Genomic DNA, 19,113 nt, shown 5'->3' on the forward strand with positions numbered 1-19,113 from the left:
TTTCACCTGGCAGGCACCCGGATCGGCAATTCCCCACCGTCCGGGACAACCCGGAGCCTGCTCACTGAGCGCGACCGCGGGACCCGCGCGACCGCCTCGTTACGACAGTGACTGTTATCCCGGTGCAGCGCGCACGAACCCGCGACGGGCCGAGCCGAGGCCGCTCGGACGGTCGGTTGCCCACCGCAGCAACCCAGCGCTCGCGACGCGAGACTGGCACTGCCCCGGATGCCGAACGGTCTTGAGAAGCACCAGTGGCACCTGAATCCGGCCACGCTCCCGAACGCGGACAGCAACGTTGAGTCAGCTCGGCCAAGCTGCCGAGCTCCCGGGCCGCGGTGCTCGCCCGACCGCTTAAGGCCGACCCGGGATCCCCCTTCAGCACCGACACCGCACACGTCAAGCCCCCGACGCGGCTGCGGCCGAACACACGGACATAGGTGCCGGGCGAGCGCGCCGGTGTGCCCGCCACGACGCCCAACGCCCACACGAGACTCCCCTTCACCACCAACCCGGAGCACGCCGAGCCCCGATGCCGCAGTCACGAGCGAGCGCATGGACGTAGGTGCCAGTGCGGGCGAGCCTGGGTCCTCACCACGACGCTCGACGCCCACGAGAGACTCCCTTTCGCCACCAACACGGCGCACGTCGAGCCCTCGCACCCGCCGCATGTCCGGGGAATCGGCAGGTCGGCCTCCGCAGCGCGGCATCTCCTGGCCGCGCAACCTGGCAATGCACCTCTAGCCCGCCGAAACAGGCAGCACCTCGAGCGCCGCCCGGCGGGACTGGTCGCCGCCTCTGCGTTCTGGTGCAAGCAACGCCGCCCCGACCGCCCGCGATCAAACCCAGCCTCACGCCTCCTGGGGAGCGATCAACTCCAGCCGCGCTCCTCCGATCAATCCCAGCCTCACTCCTCCCGAGGGGACAGCAGCGAAGCAGGCCGGATAGCCGCCGAGCCGAACTTCAGCCTCGCCACGTCCGCGGCCACTTCGGCGTCCCGCCAGCGCGGTTCGTCGCTGGCGAACGACAGCTGCTCCCCTTCGTCGCCGGTGTCCAGGCCTTCCACCCGCACGCCGATCAGCCGGACCGCTCCCGTCGGCGCGTGCTCGGTCAGCAGCTCGACCGCCGTACGGTGGATGTCGCGGGCCACGTCCGTCGCAGAGAGCACCGTGCGCGCCCGGGTGATCGTGCGGAAATCGGCGAACCGCACCTTGATCGACACCGTCCGCCCGCGCAGCCCGCGCGAGCGGAGCGTCGCCCCGACCCGTTCGGACAGGCGCAGCAGTTCCAAACTCAGCTCGTCGCGGTTCAGGACGTCGACGTCGAAGGTGTGCTCGGCGCCGATCGACTTCTCCGCCGACTCCGGTTCCACCGCCCGGTCGTCGTGGCCGTTCGCCAAGGCCCACAGGTGGTCCCCGACCGCCCGGCCCACCGCGCGCCGCAGCCGGGCGGGCGGGGCGCCGGCCACGTCCGCGATGGTGTGCCAGCCGTGTTGGCGCAGCTGCTCCTCGGTCCGCTTCCCGACGCCCCACAGCGCCGACACCGGCAGCGGGTGCAGGAAGTCGAGCGTCTCGGCCGCGGGGACGATCACCATCCCGTCCGGTTTAGCCATCCCCGAAGCCAGTTTCGCGACGAATTTGACCTTCGCGACGCCGACCGAGCACGCGATCCCGTGCTCGGCTTGCACCCGCTCCCTGATCCGCGCCCCCAGCGCCCCCGGCGTGGTGCCCAGCCGCCGCAGCGCGCCTCCTACGTCCAGGAAAGCCTCGTCCAGGCTCAGCGGCTCGACCAGCGGCGTCAACTGCCGGAAAATCCCCATGACGCCGCGCGACACCTCGCCGTACAGCCCGGGCGTCGGCTGGATGCAGATCAGCTGCGGGCAGAGCCGCTTGGCCGTGGCGAACGGCATCGCCGAGCGAACCCCGAACCGCCGCGCCGGATAACTCGCCGCGGCGACGACCGAACGCGGGCCGCCGCCGGACACCACGACCGGCTTGCCCGCCAGCTCCGGCCGCGTGCGCAGTTCGCACGACACGAAGAAGGCGTCCATGTCCACGTGCAGAATCGAGCAGCCGGTGTCGTCCGGCAGCTCGGTCGCGCCCGTGGTGACGCGGTAGCGGGCCATCCCGCTCGGCAGTTCGGCATTTCTCCCCACGCCGCGAGACGCTACCCGCCGCCACCGACAATTCCGGGCGATCGAGTTCCGGCGACCACGCTGACGGGTGGCGCGGACCCCGCCAGCCGCGATCAGCCGCGCCGGACGATCACGCGCAACCGGCCCGCGACGTCGCGCAGCGCGGGCACCACTGCGGCACGCAGCTCAACCGACAACCCGTACGAGTGGCACCGGAGCGGTTACTGCGACGGCGAAACCCGACCAAGCCCGCCGAGCATTCGAGTCCCGGCACCCACGCTTACGGGTGGCGCGAGCATCGCCAAGCGCGGACCGCGGCACGCAGCCCAACCGACCACCAGCACGAGCGGCACCGGACCGCGCCGAAGCGGCTACCGCGACGGCGAAAACCGACCAAGCCCGCCGAACGATCGAGCCCCGGCGACCACCCTCCCGAGGAGCGCGCACCCCGCCAAACGCGGCTCAAGCCCGCCGAGCGATGGCGTGCAACCGGCCCGCGACATCGCGCAGCGCGGGCACCGCCGCGGCACGCAGCTCGAACTCCGCCAGTTCGTCCTCGCGGACCTCGCCAGGGACGACGTCCGCGATCACCCGGTCGCCCTGCAGCAGCGTGACCTCCAGGCCGGCGGCGACGAGCGAATCGGTGAGCCCGGAACTGTCGTACCGGCGCAGTACGGTGTCCCCCGCGACGATGCCCTCGGGACCTTCCATCAGCTGCTGCGCCTCGGAGATCCGCCCGGCCAGCGCGCGATGCAGCACGGCCGCGGTGCGGTTGGCCACCAGCACCGACACGGCGCCGCCCGGCGAGACGGCCGCGGCGAGCGCGTCGAGCACCGCGCGCGGGTCGTCCACGACCTCCAGCAGGCCGTGCGCCAGCACGAGGTCCGCGGACCCGGCCTGGACGTGCGCGGCGAGGGCGTCGGAGTCGTCGGCGATCACCGTGATCCGGCCGGAGACGCCTTCCTCCTCGGCGCGGCGGCGCAGCGTCGCGAGCGCGTTCGGGTTCGGTTCGACCACGGTGACCAGGCATCCGGCCGAGGCGAACGGCACCGCCCAGCCGCCGCTCCCGCCGCCGACGTCGACGACGACCGGCTGCTCCACGCCGCGGGCGCGGGCGGCCCGCAGTTCGGCCTCGAGCGCCCGGCGAACAGCGCCCGAACCCCGGGCGGCCACGGTGTCGGTCTTCATGGCCGACAGGGTAATGGCCGCCGGTCACTTGCCGTGACCCGCGTGGGCGCCGCAGCGGCGTTCGCCACCTTCCGGGCTACCGCCCCGGCGCGCGGCCCGTAGGCTGTGTCGAGTGCACACGGTCGCCGTTCTCAGCCTCAAGGGTGGTGTCGGCAAAACGACGGTCGCGCTCGGTATCGCGTCGGCCGCGCTGCGTAGGGGAACCCGCACGCTCGTAGCCGACCTCGACCCACAGGGCAACGCCACCACCTCGCTCGACCCGCCGTTCACCGACGCGACGCTCGCCGACGTGCTCGAGACGCCCGCGCGGGCCGTCCTCGAACGCGCTATCGCGCCCAGCGTCTGGAGCGAGGAGATCGACGTGCTGGTCGGCGCCGAGGAGCTGGAGTCGCTCAACGAACCCGACTCCGACGGCCGCCGCCTGGAAAACCTCTCCCGCGCCCTCGACGAATTGCATCAGCATCCGCTGCGCGAGGAACCGTACGAACTGGCGATCATCGACTGCCCGCCGTCGCTCGGCCGGCTCACCAAATCGGCGCTCGTCGCGGCGGACAGCGCGCTCATTGTGACCGAACCCACAATGTATGCGGTCGCCGGCGCGCAGCGCGCGCTCGAAGCGATCGAACGGATCCGCGAGGACAGCAATCCGTCGCTGCGGCCGATCGGCGTGCTGGTGAACAAGCTGCGCGTGCGGTCCTACGAGCACCAGTTCCGGGTCGCGGAGCTGCGCGAGAACTTCGGTTCGCTGGTGATGCCGACGGCCATCCCGGACCGGCTCGCCGTGCAGCAGGCACAGGGCGCGTGCAGCCCCATCCACGAGTGGCATTCCCCTGGCGCGCAAGAGATCGCGCTGACTTTCAACATGGTTCTCGCCAAGATCCTGCGCTCCAACCGCGCCGGACGGCACCGCGTGCGCGCCGAAGAGGAAGCGGTGCAGGCAGAAGTGTCGGAAACCGCGGGCTGATCCCGTGCCCGAGGGCGACACCGTATTCCTGGCCGGAAAGCTGCTCGACCGCGCGCTCGCCGGGAAAATGTTGGTGCGCGGGGAGTTCCGGCATCCCGAACTGGCCACTGTGGACCTCGCGGGCCGTGAGGTGCGCGGTGTCGGCACCGTCGGCAAACACCTCTTCACGCGCTTCTCCGGCGACCTGACGCTCCACAGCCACCTGCGGATGGACGGTTCGTGGAAGATCCAGCCCGCGGGCGCGAAGTGGCCGATGCCCCCTCATCACGCGCGCGTCGTGCTGCGGACCGAGGACGTCCAGGCGATCGGTTTCCGGTTGCACGACCTGAAACTGCTGCCCACCGCGGAGGAGCACACGCTCGTCGGCCACCTCGGCCCGGACCTGCTGGATCCACAGTGGACGGACGAGCACGCCGCGCGGGCCGCCGCGAACCTCGCCGCGAAACCGGACCGCGAACTCGGCGACGCACTGCTGGACCAGCGGATCATGGCCGGCGTCGGCAACCTGTACAAATGCGAGATCTGTTTCCTGCTCGGCGTTTCCCCGTGGACCCCAGTGTCCGAAGTGGACACGGCACGCGCGGTGGCGCTCGCCCGGAAGCTGCTCGTCGCCAACGCGTGGCGGCACGAACAAGCCACGACCGGAGACCTCCGCCGCGGACGCCGTACGTGGGTCTACGAACGCACCCGCCAAGGCTGCTTCCGCTGCGGCGGCCCGCTGCTGGTGCGCCAGCAGGGCGACGGCCAGTACCAGCGTCCGACCTGGTGCTGCCCGCGCTGCCAGCCCGGTCCCGTCCCGGCCGGCGGACCGCCGGGCAAATGATGTTGCCGGACCGCGAGGTTCGCGGTTAGCGTGGCAGTACACGAGAGAGGAGGTGGTCCTAAGTTGTATTCACACAGGACTCGTGAGGTGGCTGTCCGCTAGCGGATGGCACGTGTTGGGACTTTGAGCAGCGATACAACAAGAGCCACCTTCGGCTCATCGCCTGCTTCACGTGCTGCCTGCTGACGAATACCAGGCAGTCACCGGATTCCCGGGGTTCCCGAGCACCGGTCCGGCTCGGGCCTGGACGCGGACGGCGTCCAGGAGGCGCCCCGGGGATTTCCCTGTCCGCCGATGATCGCCGCGGCGGTTCCGGCGGGCTCGCGGAAGTCGCTAGGCTGGGAGGATGCTCAGGCCGGATTACCCGATCACCACCGAACGCCTGCTCCTCCGCCCGTTCCGGGACGACGATCTCGATGCCCTGAACGCGTTCCAGTCCCGCGCGGACGTCGTCCGCTACCTGTACTGGGGACCGCGCAGCCGCGCCGAATCCGCGGCCGCGCTGGCGAAGCGCGTCCACAGCTCGACCTTGTCCGAGGAAGGCCAGTTCCTCGCCGTCGCCGTGGAACTCGCCGAAACCGGTCAGCTGATCGGCGACCTCAACCTCGAATACCTCAGCGCCGAACGCCGCCAGGGCGAGATCGGCTTCGTCTTCCACCCCGACCACCACGGAAAAGGCCTGGCCCTGGAAGCAACGCGCGAACTCCTGCGCCTCGGCTTCGAAGACCTGGGCCTGCACCGCGTCATCGGCCGCTGCGACGGCCGCAACACCAGGTCGGCGGCGTTGATGGAGCGCCTGGGCATGCGCCAGGAAGCGCGCCTGCGGGAGAACGAGATCGTCAAGGGCGAATGGGCCGACGAACTGGTCTACGCCATGTTGGAAGACGAGTGGAAAGCCGGAGCTGCCCAGGGAAACTGACTCGCGAGGCGCTTACGCCGAAGGTTCCGCGGAGCCGGGCGAGCCTTGGCCCTCACCCGCTCCGAGCCCGCACCAGGTGCCGGGGGCGGGGAACCCGCTTCCCTCACCGCACCTCCGCTGACTCGAGCGCCTTGCATTCCCTCAAGGAGCCCTTCACGCCCCAACCGCAGCCGCCGCACCCAAAAATCGAGGCACCCAGCCCCTCCCCCGCACCCCGATACGAAGCCAAACTGCGGTTCGGGGGTGCTTGTCAAGGCACGCTTTCCCGCCTTGACAAGCACCCCCGAACCGTCAGCACAATCGGGCTTCGGGGTGCCCACGCCACCCCTCAAAAGCGATGTCGCCCGCCAGGGCGACGAGCCGCCCCGCGCGACCCAAACCACAGAACCCCGAGCCGCCCCAACCCACCCCACCCCCGATACGGCAGCATGGACGACGTGCTCTTCGACAGGATCGTCCGCCCCGCGATGTACCGGCTCGCCTACCACGACCCGGAGGCAGTGCACGAACGCACCGTCGCCCTGCTGAGCCGAGCCGGAACCGCCCTCCGCCCGCTCTCCAGGGCGTACCGGACCGACGACCCGACCACCGTCCTGGGCCTGACCTTCCCCAACCGCGTCGGCCTGGCCGCGGGCATGGACAAGAACGGCCGCGCCCTCCACGCCTGGCCCGCCCTGGGCTTCGGCTTCGTCGAGGTAGGCACGGTCACCCGGCACCCCCAGCCGGGCAACCCCAAGCCCCGCCTCTTCAGCCTCCCGGCGACCGACGCGGTCATCAACCGCATGGGCTTCAACAACGACGGAGCCCAAGCCCTCGCCGACCGCCTGGCCGCGCACGGGAAACCCGCGGTCCCGCTGGGCATCAGCATCGGCAAGTCGAAGGTGACACCGCTGGACGAAGCCGTCGAGGACTACCGCTTCTCGCTGCGCACCCTGCACCCCTACGCGGACTACTTCGCGATCAACGTCAGCTCCCCCAACACGCCGGGTCTCCGTGCGCTGCAAGACAAAGCCGCGCTCGCCGAATTGCTCGCCGAACTCCGCAAGACCGGCGCCGAACTGGGCGGCCGCACTCCGCTGCTGGTGAAGGTCGCCCCCGACCTCACCGACGACGCGCTCGCCGAACTCCTCGAAGTCTGCCTGGAGCACGGGGTCGCCGGAATCATCGCGACCAACACGACCCTCTCCCGCGCCGGGATCGCCCCCGCCGAAGCCGCGCTGGCCTCCGAGGCCGGCGGACTGTCCGGCCGCCCGCTGACCCAGCGCTCGGCGGAAGTCGTGCGCTTCGTCCACGAAAAGACCGAGGGCAAGCTGCCGATCATCGGCGTCGGCGGCATCCTCGGCCCGGACGACGCCCGCCGCATGCTCGACGCCGGCGCCAGCCTCATCCAGCTCTACACCGGTTTCGCCCTGCACGGGCCGGGCTTGGTCCGCCGCGTCGGCCGCGGCCTCGCCGCCCGGTAGCCGCCGGACCTGAGCCCGACAGAGGTCTCGACAGCACCGGTCAAGGCCGCTGTCCAAGGGCTGCTCAACCGGAAAACGCGCCCGTCAAGAACGAAGGCGGGGCGTCGCCCGGCCGCTCTCGGCCCCGAGCAGTGTGCCAAGGGCGGAGAGCAACCCGGCCCAGCCATTGCCGCGGCAGCGAACCCACCGTGCCGGCACCCGCCTCAGCCGGCGAACCGCGGTCCTCCGGTGCTGATGAACCGCAGGTACCCGCGCCAGGACGCGTACCGGTCCAGGCCTTCCCCGCCCGCCGCGGCCGCGGGTTCGCACAGCACCGCGAGCGGCGAACTCCCGTCGTCCAGCTCGACCGGGCCCAGAACGAACGGCGAGGCCAAGCCTGCCGCGAACCGGCCGAACGCCGCGGGAGACAAGCGCCAGCGCTCGCCGTCGACCCCGGACGAGCCGGGGAGCACCCCGGGCTGAGGCGGGGTGACGCCGTCGAGCAGGACCATCCGGTACCTCTCCGCGGTCCGGACCAGGCCGCCGAACCGGGCCCCGTGCAGTTCGTCGTGCAACGGCTGGCCGCACAGGTGCGCCCCGAACACCACGACGTCAACGCTCTCGCACGGATACGGGTCCGGCGACGTTTCCCCGGTCAGCACGGACGCCAGGTCGATCCCGATCTGGTCCTCGAACGCGCGCGTCACGATGGTGATCCCGTACGGCCGCCGGTCCCCCGGGACGGTCACCGCGGCTAGGTCCAAGGCGTTGAGCGTCGTGTCCTGGACGCCGACGGTCGGCAGGAGCAGAGCGTCCAGGTCTGCCAGCAGAGAGCGGGTGCCGAGGACGTTTCCAGCGCCGTAAAGCGCGCTGACGTCTACCGGGACCAGCACGGCCCCGGAAGCCTCCAGAGAGGCGGCGGCGACGTCGAAAACCCTCCTCGCGGGCAGCGGAAGGCTGGCTTCGGCGGGAATGCCGAGGCGCGGATGCTGCCCGGCGGCGAGGCGGACGTCGGCGGGCCATTCGCGGACTGCCGGGTCCAGACCATCGGGGCCGAGCATCGCCGCGACGGCGCGCTGGGCGGTCGCGAGGCGCTGCGCGGACACCGAAACGGTCGGCCCCGGGATCAGTCCGCGCGTCGGCTTGAGCGTGAGCACCCCGGGCGGGGCGGCGATCTCGCGGGCGGAGGAATTCAGTGCCAGATCGACGATCTCGAGTCCGACGGCCGCGTTTTCCGGGTCGGCGACGGTGGTTCCGAGGAGTACCGCGCCGGCGTCGATCAGGCGCGCGGGCGGGGCGTCCGAGTCTGTCGCGCAGACGATTCCGGCCAGCGGCAGGTCTTCTCCGGCGTGGACGCGTTCGTCGACGGTTTTCGCTTCGACGAGCACTTCCTCCATGGTGCGCACCGAGACCCAGAGTTCGGGGCGGTCGGCTTTCGCGAGCCGCTCGAACGCGGTGCGGACCCGCTCGTGCGAGCTGGGCGGAGGGACGGGAACAGGATCAGGTTCCGGCGGGAGCGTAGTCACGAGGGCGTCCTTTCCTCGGCGGGATCGGAGGAGTCCACTGTGTACGTCCGGCGCCGCGAACCTCAGCCCGCGACGCCGGGCCTGGCGGGTGCCAACACCGACCTCATGAGAAAAACGTTAAACCGCAGACGTTTCCGTCACCAGCAGGATCGGATTACGCGATTGTTGCGGTGTTCGGGGGAAACTCACGCACCGTCGCGGCCGGACAGTCCCGTTGCGCCGACCGGAATCCCAAACTCGGCCATCAGGACGGCGTTCCGGGCCGGGCACCGCGCTTCCCGCAGTCGCCGCGACGCACGCGCCCGGACCGCATTCACCCCCGGGGCCGGGCGTGGCGCGACGGATTATCCGGTGGCCTGGTTCGGCAATGTGCCTGGACCAGCGGCTCGGCCAAGGTCCTTCGGTGTCGCGCCAACGCCGAGATGCACTCGCTGAACCCGCAGCGATTCCCTCAGTGACCACGAAGCCGCGCGCCCGCAGCAGACCCACCCCGGGATCCGCCATCCAGGCTGGTCATGGCAGATCGCCAACCTCAGCACAATTCCGCGGGCCTCGACCAGACTCGTCCCCACGATCCGCCAATGTACGGCGGACCGCCCGGCGACACGCAGGGCTCGACAGCTCGCCAACCCGGGCCGATTCAGTGACCGCGAAACCGCGTGCCCGGACCGAACTCACCCTGGATCCGGCATCGCGCGGCGGGCCGCCCGGCGACAAGCCGGTCATCACAACTCACCGACCCCAACGCAATCCCCGCGAAGCCGCCCGCCCGCACCAGACCCACCCACGGACCCGGCATCACGCCGCGGACCACCCGGCGACAAGCCGGTCATCACAACTCACCGACCCCACCACAATCCCCGCGAAGCCACCCGCCCGCACCAGACCCAGCGATCGGGTATCGCGGCAGACCATCCAGGCTGGTCAGGACAGCTCGCCAACCCCGCGAAACCGCGCCCCCAAGATTCACCCCAGGGGAACCGGGGCACCGCAACCAACAGCCAGCTCAGCCAAGATCCTTCAGCGCCAACGCCAGCCCGGCGAGCCGGTCCGTCGCGTCCGTCAGTGCTTCCCGCGACGTGACCATCCCGTCGCTGCTCGCCGCCACCGCGCGGCCGGCCGCGGCGACCAGGCTGCCGTAGCGTTCGAGGCCGTCGTCGAGTTGTTCGCGCAGTTTCGTGACCGCCGCCTGCAGCGCCGAACGTTCGCGTTCCGGGGCGGAATCGCGGCCGCGTTCGATCGCCTGGATCCGGTCGGCCAGGCCGCGCAGGGCGCGGGCCGCCTCGTCGGCCGTCACGCGGGCGTCGGCGACCGACACCTCCGGAACGGCTGTGGTGCCCAGCGAAGTCGGCACCGAGAGCTGCTTCAGCAGTTCGCGCAACGAGGCTTCCGACTCGGCCAGCCGCTCCATCGGCTCGCGCGCGGCCGAACCGGCGGCCGGCAGCGGCGGCGGGCCGCTCGGCGCGGCGGGCAGTTCGACCTTTTTCAGCTCTCGCAACCGCATCGCCGTGCGGACGCTGAACGTGCCGAACACCAGCGTCGCGAACCCGGAGAACACCGCCTGCCCGATTTCCGGACCGGCCACCGCTCCGCCGAGCAGGCCGGTGGCGGTGAGCACGGTGAGGATCCCGAGCAGGATCGTGACCAGCACCCACAGCGTCAGCACGCGCGAGGTGCGGCGGATCCGGCGCTGGTGCTTCGCGCTCGGCTCGTTCCAGCGCTGCCATTTCGCCCGGACCTCGGCCACCGCGGGCACCTGTCCGGCGACGGTCGAAAACACCGCGGACGCGGCCGGAGCCGACGGGCGGCGCGGCACCGGCGGCGGGGACACCGGACCGCGCTGGGTCCGGCCGTTCTGCTGCGGCTTCCCGCCGGCTTCGTCGGCCGGCGGGAAGTACCGCTGCAGCTTTTCCTGAGCGCGCTGGGCGTAATCGGGCAACCGCTCGATGTGCTTCTCGAGCTTGGCGTTGAACTCGCTGAAGTCCCGCCGTTTGGTCATCCCGCAGCCCCCTGCGCTCGCGCCCGGCCGGTCAGGCCGGGTTCTTGCCCTGTTCCGCCTGCACGCGGGCCTGGATCTCCCGCTGGATGTCGCCCGAGGCGGCCGGCTTGGCCGCCGCCGCGCCCGCGCCGCCGTCGGTGACCTGGGCGACCGAGTCGCCGCGCATCGACGCGCGGATCTGCTCCAGCCGCGAGTGGCCCGCCATCTGGGTGGCCGACTCCTGGACCTCCATCATGCGGCCCTGCACCGAGTTCTGCGCCAGCTCGGCCGAGCCGAGCGCGGTGGTGTAGCGCTTCTCGATCTTGTCCCGGACCTCCTCCAGCGACGGCGTGTTGCCCGGCGCGGCCAGCTGGCTCATCTGGTTCAGCGAGGCGGAGACCTGCTCCTGCATCTTCGCCTGCTCCAGCTGCGAGAGCAGCTTGGTGCGCTCGGCCAGCTTCTGCTGCAGCATCGTCGCGTTGCGCTCGACCGCCTGCTTGGCCTGCGTGGCCGCCTGCAGCGACTGGTCGTGCAGCGTCTTCAGGTCTTCGATGCTCTGCTCGGCGGTGACCAGCTGCGCGGCGAAGCTCTCCGCCGCGGTCTCGAACTGCGCGGCCTTCGCCTCGTCGCCCTTGGCGCGGGCCTCGTCGGCCAGCACCAGCGCCTGGCGCGTCGAGGCCTGCAGCTTCTCGACCTCGCCGAGCTGGCGGTTGAGCTTCATCTCCAGCTGCCGCTGGTTGCCGATCACGGAGGCGGCCTGCTGCGTCAGCGCCTGGTGGTTGCGCTGCGCCTCCTCGATGGCCTGCTGGATCTGTACCTTCGGGTCGGCGTGCTCGTCGATCTTCGACGAGAACGCCGCCATCATGTACTTCCAGAACTTCACGAACGGGTTGGCCATCTCCTCCGCCTGCCTTCTTGCGTCCCACGGGCCCTGATTGCTTCGGGGCGGGGCGTCGCTCCCCTAGTCGCACAACGTACCGACCCCGGCGTTGGGTTCCATCGTGTCAGGTCGGCCTCCGCCGTTCCAGGCGACCCCGGGGGAATTCAGGGTCAGCCCTGACCGCCGGTCGGGACCGGCCCGCAGGGGATCCCGCGCACGCCGACGGCCCCGGGGAGATCTCCCCGGGGCCGTGCAGCGAAGCAGCGCCGGCGTTACGCCGCGATCGTGGACGCCAGCTTCGGCGCGCCGATCGTGGTCCGCAACGTCGTGTTCATCCGCGGCGCGGGCTGGAGCCGCAGGTCGGACAGGTCGTCGCCGATCAGCTCCGACACCAGGCGGCCGCCTTCGAACCCGGCCTCGCCCCGGTCGGGCACGGTCTCCTTCGGAGCGGTCTCCACCTCTTCGGCCACCGGCGCGACCTCGACCTTGTCGAGGGCCGACACGTCCGCGGCGACCTTGTGCAGCAGCTCGCCCAGCGGCAGCTCCAGCGCCTCGCAAATGGATGCCAGCAGCTCGCTGGAAGCTTCCTTCTGGCCGCGCTCGACCTCGGAGAGGTAGCCGAGGCTCACCCGGGCGGCGCGGGAGATGTCACGCAGCGTCCGACGCTGGTTGGTGCGGGCATGACGGAGCCGATCACCGATCGCCTCGCGCAACAGCACGGTCATCACGCGCCTCCCTTCCCGAACTGGTGCCTCCTACGTTACCCAGAGCGGTGCCCCGAGTGCAGGACTTGACACGTGCGTACGCCAAGGGCGAACGCCGTTTTCAGTCTAGTTGTTCCCGGAGCAGCGCGAACGCGGCGCGCACCGAGGACGTCCGGATCGTGTCCCGGTCACCGGTCTCGGCCAGCTCACGCACCGTGTCCACGCCCGGTCCGCTGAGCCCGAGGTACACCGTTCCCGGGGCCACGCCGTCCTGCGGATCCGGCCCGGCGACGCCGGTCAGTCCGAGTCCCCAGGTCGCCCCGCAGCGCTCCCGCGCGCCCCTGGCCAGCTGTGCGGCGACCTCCGGGTGCACCGCACCGTGCTCGGCCAGCAACTGCTCGTCGACGCCGGCGAGCGAAGCTTTCAGCGGTGTGGCGTAAACCACCAGCCCGCCGCGCAGCACCGCGCTCGCACCCGGCACCTGGGCGAGCGTGGCACAGACGAGACCGGCCGTGAGCGACTCCGCCGCGGCCACGGTTTCCCCCCGGCGGGTGAGGGTCTCGACGAGTTCGCGCGCTTCGGTCATCACGCGCCCATCGCGCGCCGGCCGGCGGCGCGCAACCGGATCGCGCGGATCAGGTAGTCGACTCCGGTGATCACGGTGAGCGCGACCGCCAGGCCCATCAGCGCCCAGCGCACCGGGTCCGCGCCGGCCGGCAACGGCAGCAGGTAGGTCACGATCGCGACGATCTGCGCCATCGTCTTCGCCTTGCCGCCGCGGCTGGCCGGGATCACGCCGTGCCGGATCACCCAGAACCGCAGCAGCGTCACGCCGATCTCGCGCACCGCGATCACGATCGTGACCCACCAGGACAGCTCCCCCAGCGCGCTGAGCCCGATCAGGGCGGCGCCGATGAGCGCCTTGTCCGCGATCGGGTCGGCGATCTTGCCGAAGTCGGTGATGAGCCCGTAGCGGCGGGCGACCCAGCCGTCGACCTGGTCGGTCGCCGACGCGATGGCGAACAGCCCGGTGGCGATCGCCCGCCACGTGGTGTCCTCGCCGTGGCCGGTGAACAGCGCGACGACGAACAGCGGGACCAGGACGAGCCGCGAGATGGTGAGCAGGTTCGCCAGGTTCAGCGTCGGGACCTCGGTCGCCTCGGGCAGCCGGTCCCCGCCCTCGGACGCGGCGCGGGGCACGCCCTCGCCTGCCCCGCTGGGCGCGGCACTCACCGGCCGGCGTCCGGCGCCGGGCGGACGACCAGGTCGACGCCGGCGGAGTCGACGACCTCGCAGCGGACGAGGTCGCCCACCGCGAGCGGCTCGGCGTTCTCGTCCTCGAGGATGACGCACTCGCCGTCGACCTCGGGGGCCTGGTGCGCGGCGCGGCCGACCGCGTCGTCGCCGTCCGTGCCGTCGTGTTCGACGAGCACGTCCACGAAGGTGCCGATCCGGTCCTCGGCGCGCTGCGCGGTCAGCTCCTCGACCAGCGCCGAAACGCGTGCGACGCGCTCGGCGACCTCGGCCGGGTCGAGCTTGCCGTCGAAGGTCTCGGCCTCGGTGCCGTCCTCGTCGGAGTAGCCGAAGACGCCGACCGCGTCCAGCCGGGCGCCGGTGAGGAACCGCTCCAGCTCGGCGAGGTCGTCCTCGGTCTCGCCGGGGAAGCCGACGATCACGTTGGTGCGGATGCCCGCCTCGGGCGAGTACTCGCGGATCTGCTCGGTGAGCGCGAGGAACGAATCGGTGGAGCCGAACCGGCGCATCCGGCGCAGCACCTGCTCGCTGGAGTGCTGGAAGGACAGGTCGAAGTAGTCCGCGACCCCCGGCGTGGTCGCGATCGCCTTCACCAGCTGCGGCCGCGTTTCGGCGGGCTGCAGGTAGGAGACGCGGACGCGCTCGATGCCGTCGATCTCCGCCAGCCGCGGCAGCAGCAGTTCGAGCGCGCGGGCGCCGTCGCGGCCGAAGTCCTTGCCGTACGACGTCGAGTTCTCGCTGACCAGGAACAGTTCCTTCGCGCCGTTCTCGGCGAGCCAGGCCGCTTCGGCGACGATCTCGTCCGGCTGGCGGGACACGAACGACCCGCGGAACGACGGGATCGCGCAGAACGAGCAGCGCCGGTCGCAGCCGGAGGCGATCTTCAGCGCGGCGACCGGGGAATCGTCGAGCCGCGTGCGCAGGACGCGCGGGCCCCAGCCGTGCTGCGCGTGCCCGGGCACCTCGACCTCGGCCGCCGCGGCGGGCCGCCGCACCGGGCTGATCGGCAGCAGCTTGCGCCGGTCGGACGGGGTGTGCGCGGCGATCGCGCGGCCGGCGACCACGTCGTCCAGCCGCGCGGACAGGTCGGCGTAGTGGTCGAAGCCGAGCACCGCGTCGGCCTCGGGCAGGCTGTCGGCGAGTTCGTTGCCGTAGCGCTCGGCCATGCAGCCGACCGCGACGACCTTGCGCCCGGTGTCGGCGGCGGCGAGCAGCGTGTCGACCGAGTCCTTCTTGGCCGATTCGACGAACCCGCACGTGTTGACCACGACGACGTCGGAGTCCTCGGGTTCGGCGGCCAGTTCCCAGCCGCCCGCGGCCAGCCGGCCCGCCAGCTCCTCGGAATCGACCTCGTTGCGGGCGCAGCCCAAGGTCACGAGGGAGACACGGCGGGCACGAGCGGAGTCAGCGGCTGGAGAAGGCACGACGTTCAGGGTAGCCGTCGCGTGCGGACCGCTCCGCGACGGCGTCGCCCAGTGCGGTGACGCGGCCTTCTCCGGCCGGGTCGCTCCGCCGAGGCCGGGGCGCCCGGCGACGCTGGGGACGCGGTCGAGGTGCGCCGACGCGGCTCTCGGGCTGGCGTCCGCCGTCCGTGAGGGGCCCCTTGCGGGAATCTGATTCCCGCAAGGAGTCCTTCACGGACCTGCCGAGCTGCCTGGCGCGAGTCCCGGCCCGCGTCACTCCGCGGCGGACAGGTCCGGGACCGTCAGCAGCGTCAGCTCCGCGTCGTCCAGAGCTTCGAGGTCGACGTCCGGGCCGGCCAGCCGCATCGCTTGCGCCCGGATGGCGCGTTCGAGCAGGCCGCGGGCCGAACGGCCGTTGGCGAAGCCCGGTCCGCGGTCGAGCCCGGCCATGAACCCGGGCAGCGCTTCGGTGAGCGCGGCGTCGAGCCGGTAGCCCTGTTTGCCCGCCATCGCGGTGAAAATCGCCGCCAGCTGGTCGTTGTCGTAGTCGGCGAAGTGCACGGTCGCGCCGAAGCGGGACCGCAGGCCGGCGTTGGCGTCGAGGAAGCGGTCCATGTCCGCCGGGTAGCCGGCCGCGATCACGATGAGGTCCTCGCGATGGTTTTCCATCTGCACCAGCAGTTCCGCGATCGCCTCGGCCCCGAAGTCGGCGCCCGACGCGGAACCTTGGACCAGCGTGTAGGCCTCGTCGACGAACAGCAGCCCGCCGATCGCCCGTTCGCACACCTCGCGGGTTTTCGGCGCGGTCTGGCCGATGTACTCCCCCACCAGGTCCGGCCGCGCGACCTCGACCAGGTGCCCGGACGGCAGCACGCCCAGCTCGCGGTAGATCTGCCCCATCAGGCGCGCGACGGTCGTCTTCGCCGTGCCCGGATTGCCGGTGAACACCAGGTGCCTGCTGCGCGCGCCGACCGGCAGCCCGGCCTTGCGCCGCCGCGCGTCCAGCCGGGTTTCCGCGACCAGCGCGCGAACCTGCTCCTTCACGCCGTCCAGGCCGATCATGCCGTCGAGTTCGGCCAGCAGGTCGTCCAGTCCCCGGCGCGGCCCGGCGTCGTCGCTGACCGCGACCCCCGCCTCGCCCGGCAGGTCCGCGGCCACCAGCACGGCCAGCTGGTCCGGCGGCGTGTCCGGCGCGGCGGCGAGCCGGCTGGACTGCCTGCTGATCGCGGCTTCCAGAAGGCCGCGCGCGGACCGGCCGTTGGCGAAGCCGCGGCCGCGCGGGATGCGGCGGATCGCCTCGGGCAGCGCCGCGAGCAGGTCCTCCGACAGCTCGTAGCCCTGGCTCTTCGCCATCACCGTGAAGATCCCGGCGAGTTCCTCGTTGGTGTAGTCCGGGAATTCGATCCGGCCGGAGAACCGCGACCGCAGGCCCGGGTTGGACTCGAGGAACTCGTCCATCTGCTTGGGATAGCCCGCGACGAACACCACCAGGTCGTCGCGGTGGTTCTCCATCTGCACCAGCAGCTCGGTGACGGCTTCCTTGCCGTAGTCGTCGTTGTCGTCGCGCACGAGGTTGTACGCCTCGTCGATGAACAGCACGCCGCCCGCGGCCCGTTCGCACACCTCGCGGGTCTTCGGCGCCGTCTGGCCGGTGAACTCGGCGACGAGATCGCCGCGGCCGACCTCGACCAGGTGCCCGGACGGGAGCACGCCCAGCTCGCGGTAAATCTGCCCGACCAGCCGCGACACGGTCGTTTTCGCCGTGCCCGGGTTGCCGGTGAACAGCAGGTGCCGGCTGCGCACGGCGACCTTCATGCCCGCTTCCCGCCGCCGCGCGTCGACGGCCATCTCGTCCACCATCGACCGCACGCGCTGTTTCACCGAATCGAGCCCGATCATCGCGTCCAGCTCGGCCAGCAGCTCCGGCAGGCTGCGCCGCGGACCGGAGTCGTCCACCGCGCCCACTCCGGACTCGCCGGGCTGCGGCAGGTCGGCCGCGACGAGCGTGACCAGGTCCGCGCCGCCGTCGGTGGTCAGCCGGGTGGACTGCTTGCCGATCGCCGCTTCCAGCAGCACGCGCGCGGACCGGCCGTTCGCGAAGCCGCGGCCGCGCGGGATCCGCCGGACCGCCTCGGGCAGCGCGGCGAGCAGGTCCTCCGAGAGCTCGTACCCCTGGCTCTTCGCCATCGCGCGGAAGATCTGCGCCAGCTCGTCGTTGGAGTAGTCCGGGAATTCGATGGACCCGGCGAACCGCGAGCGCAGGCCGGAGTTGGACTCCAGGAAGGCGTCCATCTCCTTGGGGTAGCCGGCCGCGAAGACCACCAGGTCCTCGCGGTGGTTTTCCATCTGCACCAGCAGTTCCGCGACCGCTTCCCGGCCGAAGTCGTCGTCCTTGTCGTTCACGAGGTTGTACGCCTCGTCGAGGAACAGCACGCCGCCGACGGCCCGCTGCACCACCGCGCGGGTCTTCAGCGAGGTCTCGCCGACGTACTCGCCGACCAGGTCGGTGCGGGTCACCTCGACGACATGGCCCTTGGGAAGCGCGCCGAGCGCCCGGTAAATCTTGCCGAGCAGCCGGGCGACGGTCGTCTTCGCCGTGCCCGGGTTCCCGGTGAGCAGCAGGTGCCGGCTGCGCACGGCGACCTTCATGCCCGCTTCCCGGCGCCGCGCGTCGATCTCCATCTCCGACGTCAGCGACCGGACCCGCTGCTTGACCGCGGAGAGGCCGATCATCGCGTCCAGCTCGGCGAGCAGTTCCTCGATAGAGGATCCGCCGCGCTGGCCGGCCGCGGCGACGAGCGGCTCGATGTCCGGGTGGCCGATCTCGATCCGGCTGCCCGGCGTCGCGCCCCGGCTGATCGCCTGCCGCGACGCCGCGTCCAGCAGCGTCTCCACCGTGCGGGCGCTGGGTTCCGCGGCCAGCGGGGCGAGGCGGTCGCGCACGTCGGCGGGCAGGCCGAACGAGCGTTCCCGGGCGAGGACGTCGAGCAGCGCGGCCGCCTCGGCGGGCCGGTCGAACCGGGGCAGCCGGTACTGCAGCATGGTCTGCACCAGGTCCGGGGCCTCGGTGCTGAGCTGTTCGAGCACCTTCTCGGTGCCGTCCAGCACGATCAGCCGGCAGCTGTCCTGGTCGCGCGCGTATCGGCGCAGCAGGCGGATCGTGCCGGCGACGTCCTTCTCGAAGAGCGCGTCGACCCGTTCCGCGAGCATCAGCGCGGAGCCGCCGTTCTCGATCTCGTTGATCGTCGCGGGCACCGAGCGCTCGACCGGGTCGTCGCCGTACTCGGCGAGCAGGGCGACGCAGTCGAAGAACTCGGCGTTGTCGAACCCGACCTCGGCTTCGGTCAGCGACGCCTTCAGCGCCCGGGTGAACCGGCGCTGGCCGGTGTTCGCCTCCCCGACCAGCAGGATGAACGGGTTCGGCTGCTTGGTGCCCGCGGTCATCCGGGCCGCCTCGCGCTTCTCCCATTCGGCGTAGGCCTTCTGCCACTCCGCGTAGGCCTTTTCGTAGCGGGCCTGCTCCTTGCGCTGCCACATGCGGTTGCCCGCGGCCAGCAGGTCGAGCGTGACCGACCGGCTGTGCCGCGCCATGTCGCCGAGCACGTTGTTGCCGGAGCCGTCCGAACCCGGCCGTTCCGGTTCGACCGGCGGCGGCTCGCCGGGGCCGTTCGCGGTGCCGTGCCGGGTGGCGTCCGCCCAGGCGATTACCCTGGTGGCGCGCGTGACGAACTCGGAGACCGACTCGGGTCCGGAGACGAACATCCCGGCCTGGCCCAGGTTCTCCACCCGGACCTGCGGCGCGGCGGGATTAGGCGCCGGGGCGCTCGCGGGACCCGGCGGCGGCGCGGCGGGCAGCGGCGACGCTCCCGAAGGCGCGGGCGCGGCGGGCGGCGGCGCC

Annotated in this window: 14 protein-coding genes; 4 read left to right on the forward strand and 10 right to left on the reverse strand. The window is 71.7% G+C overall.

The features are described 5' to 3' along the window. Positions 1 to 907 precede the first annotated feature (907 nt). Positions 908 to 2,125, reverse strand: a complete 1,218-nt coding sequence (gene dinB, locus L942_RS20605) for a DNA polymerase IV (protein WP_037362808.1) — start codon at positions 2,123 to 2,125, stop codon at positions 908 to 910. 471 nt (positions 2,126 to 2,596) lie between these two features. Continuing rightward, entirely contained in the window at positions 2,597 to 3,322 is a 726-nt protein-coding gene (locus L942_RS20610; RefSeq protein WP_037362810.1) for a methyltransferase domain-containing protein, read from the reverse strand. A gap of 112 nt (positions 3,323 to 3,434) precedes the next feature. On the opposite strand from L942_RS20610, the gene L942_RS20615 reads away from it, so the two are divergent. The 4 genes from L942_RS20615 to L942_RS20630 all read left to right on the forward strand — a co-directional run bounded on the left by L942_RS20615 (position 3,435) and on the right by L942_RS20630 (position 7,491). Beyond that, positions 3,435 to 4,286 (forward strand): ParA family protein, encoded by an 852-nt coding sequence (locus tag L942_RS20615; protein ID WP_037362812.1) that lies wholly within the window; start codon positions 3,435 to 3,437, stop codon positions 4,284 to 4,286. A 4-nt stretch (positions 4,287 to 4,290) separates the two neighbouring features. Further along, complete coding sequence (locus L942_RS20620) at positions 4,291 to 5,109, forward strand: DNA-formamidopyrimidine glycosylase family protein (protein WP_037362814.1); 819 nt, start codon at positions 4,291 to 4,293, stop codon at positions 5,107 to 5,109. Between the two features lie 346 nt (positions 5,110 to 5,455). Further along, a complete protein-coding gene (locus L942_RS20625; RefSeq protein ID WP_037362816.1) occupies positions 5,456 to 6,028 on the forward strand; it encodes a GNAT family N-acetyltransferase in 573 nt (190 codons plus the stop codon). Between the two features lie 437 nt (positions 6,029 to 6,465). After that, positions 6,466 to 7,491 (forward strand): quinone-dependent dihydroorotate dehydrogenase, encoded by a 1,026-nt coding sequence (locus L942_RS20630; protein ID WP_037362848.1) that lies wholly within the window; start codon positions 6,466 to 6,468, stop codon positions 7,489 to 7,491. A 203-nt stretch (positions 7,492 to 7,694) separates the two neighbouring features. Here L942_RS20630 and L942_RS20635 read toward each other — a convergent pair whose 3' ends face one another. The 8 genes from L942_RS20635 to L942_RS20670 all read right to left on the reverse strand — a co-directional run. Next, on the reverse strand, positions 7,695 to 8,996 hold the full coding sequence (locus L942_RS20635; RefSeq protein ID WP_037362819.1) for an allophanate hydrolase-related protein: 1,302 nt from the start codon (positions 8,994 to 8,996) through the stop codon (positions 7,695 to 7,697). Between the two features lie 1,006 nt (positions 8,997 to 10,002). Then, a complete protein-coding gene (gene pspM, locus L942_RS20640; protein ID WP_037362822.1) occupies positions 10,003 to 10,995 on the reverse strand; it encodes a phage shock envelope stress response protein PspM in 993 nt (330 codons plus the stop codon). 31 nt (positions 10,996 to 11,026) lie between these two features. Continuing rightward, positions 11,027 to 11,872 carry a PspA/IM30 family protein gene (locus L942_RS20645; protein ID WP_037362825.1) on the reverse strand — a complete coding sequence of 282 codons (846 nt, stop codon included), beginning with the start codon at positions 11,870 to 11,872 and terminating at the stop codon, positions 11,027 to 11,029. 254 nt (positions 11,873 to 12,126) lie between these two features. Next, positions 12,127 to 12,579 (reverse strand): helix-turn-helix domain-containing protein, encoded by a 453-nt coding sequence (locus tag L942_RS20650; RefSeq protein WP_037362828.1) that lies wholly within the window; start codon positions 12,577 to 12,579, stop codon positions 12,127 to 12,129. A 100-nt stretch (positions 12,580 to 12,679) separates the two neighbouring features. Continuing rightward, positions 12,680 to 13,144 (reverse strand): CinA family protein, encoded by a 465-nt coding sequence (locus L942_RS20655; RefSeq protein WP_037362830.1) that lies wholly within the window; start codon positions 13,142 to 13,144, stop codon positions 12,680 to 12,682. After that, positions 13,144 to 13,791: a CDP-diacylglycerol--glycerol-3-phosphate 3-phosphatidyltransferase gene (gene pgsA, locus L942_RS20660; protein WP_037362833.1), complete on the reverse strand. Its 648-nt coding sequence runs from the start codon at positions 13,789 to 13,791 to the stop codon at positions 13,144 to 13,146. The genes L942_RS20655 and pgsA overlap by 1 nt, the downstream gene beginning before the upstream one ends. Continuing rightward, a complete protein-coding gene (rimO, locus tag L942_RS20665) occupies positions 13,788 to 15,236 on the reverse strand; it encodes a 30S ribosomal protein S12 methylthiotransferase RimO (protein ID WP_037362836.1) in 1,449 nt (482 codons plus the stop codon). Before rimO ends, pgsA begins: the two co-directional genes overlap by 4 nt. Before the next feature lie 252 nt (positions 15,237 to 15,488). Continuing rightward, positions 15,489 to 19,113, reverse strand: a 3,625-nt coding sequence (locus L942_RS20670) for an AAA family ATPase (RefSeq protein ID WP_158684499.1), incomplete at its 5' end; no start/stop codon positions are given.

This window comes from Amycolatopsis orientalis DSM 43388 (genome assembly GCF_000411975.1).
Lineage (GTDB): Bacteria > Actinomycetota > Actinomycetes > Mycobacteriales > Pseudonocardiaceae > Amycolatopsis > Amycolatopsis orientalis_D.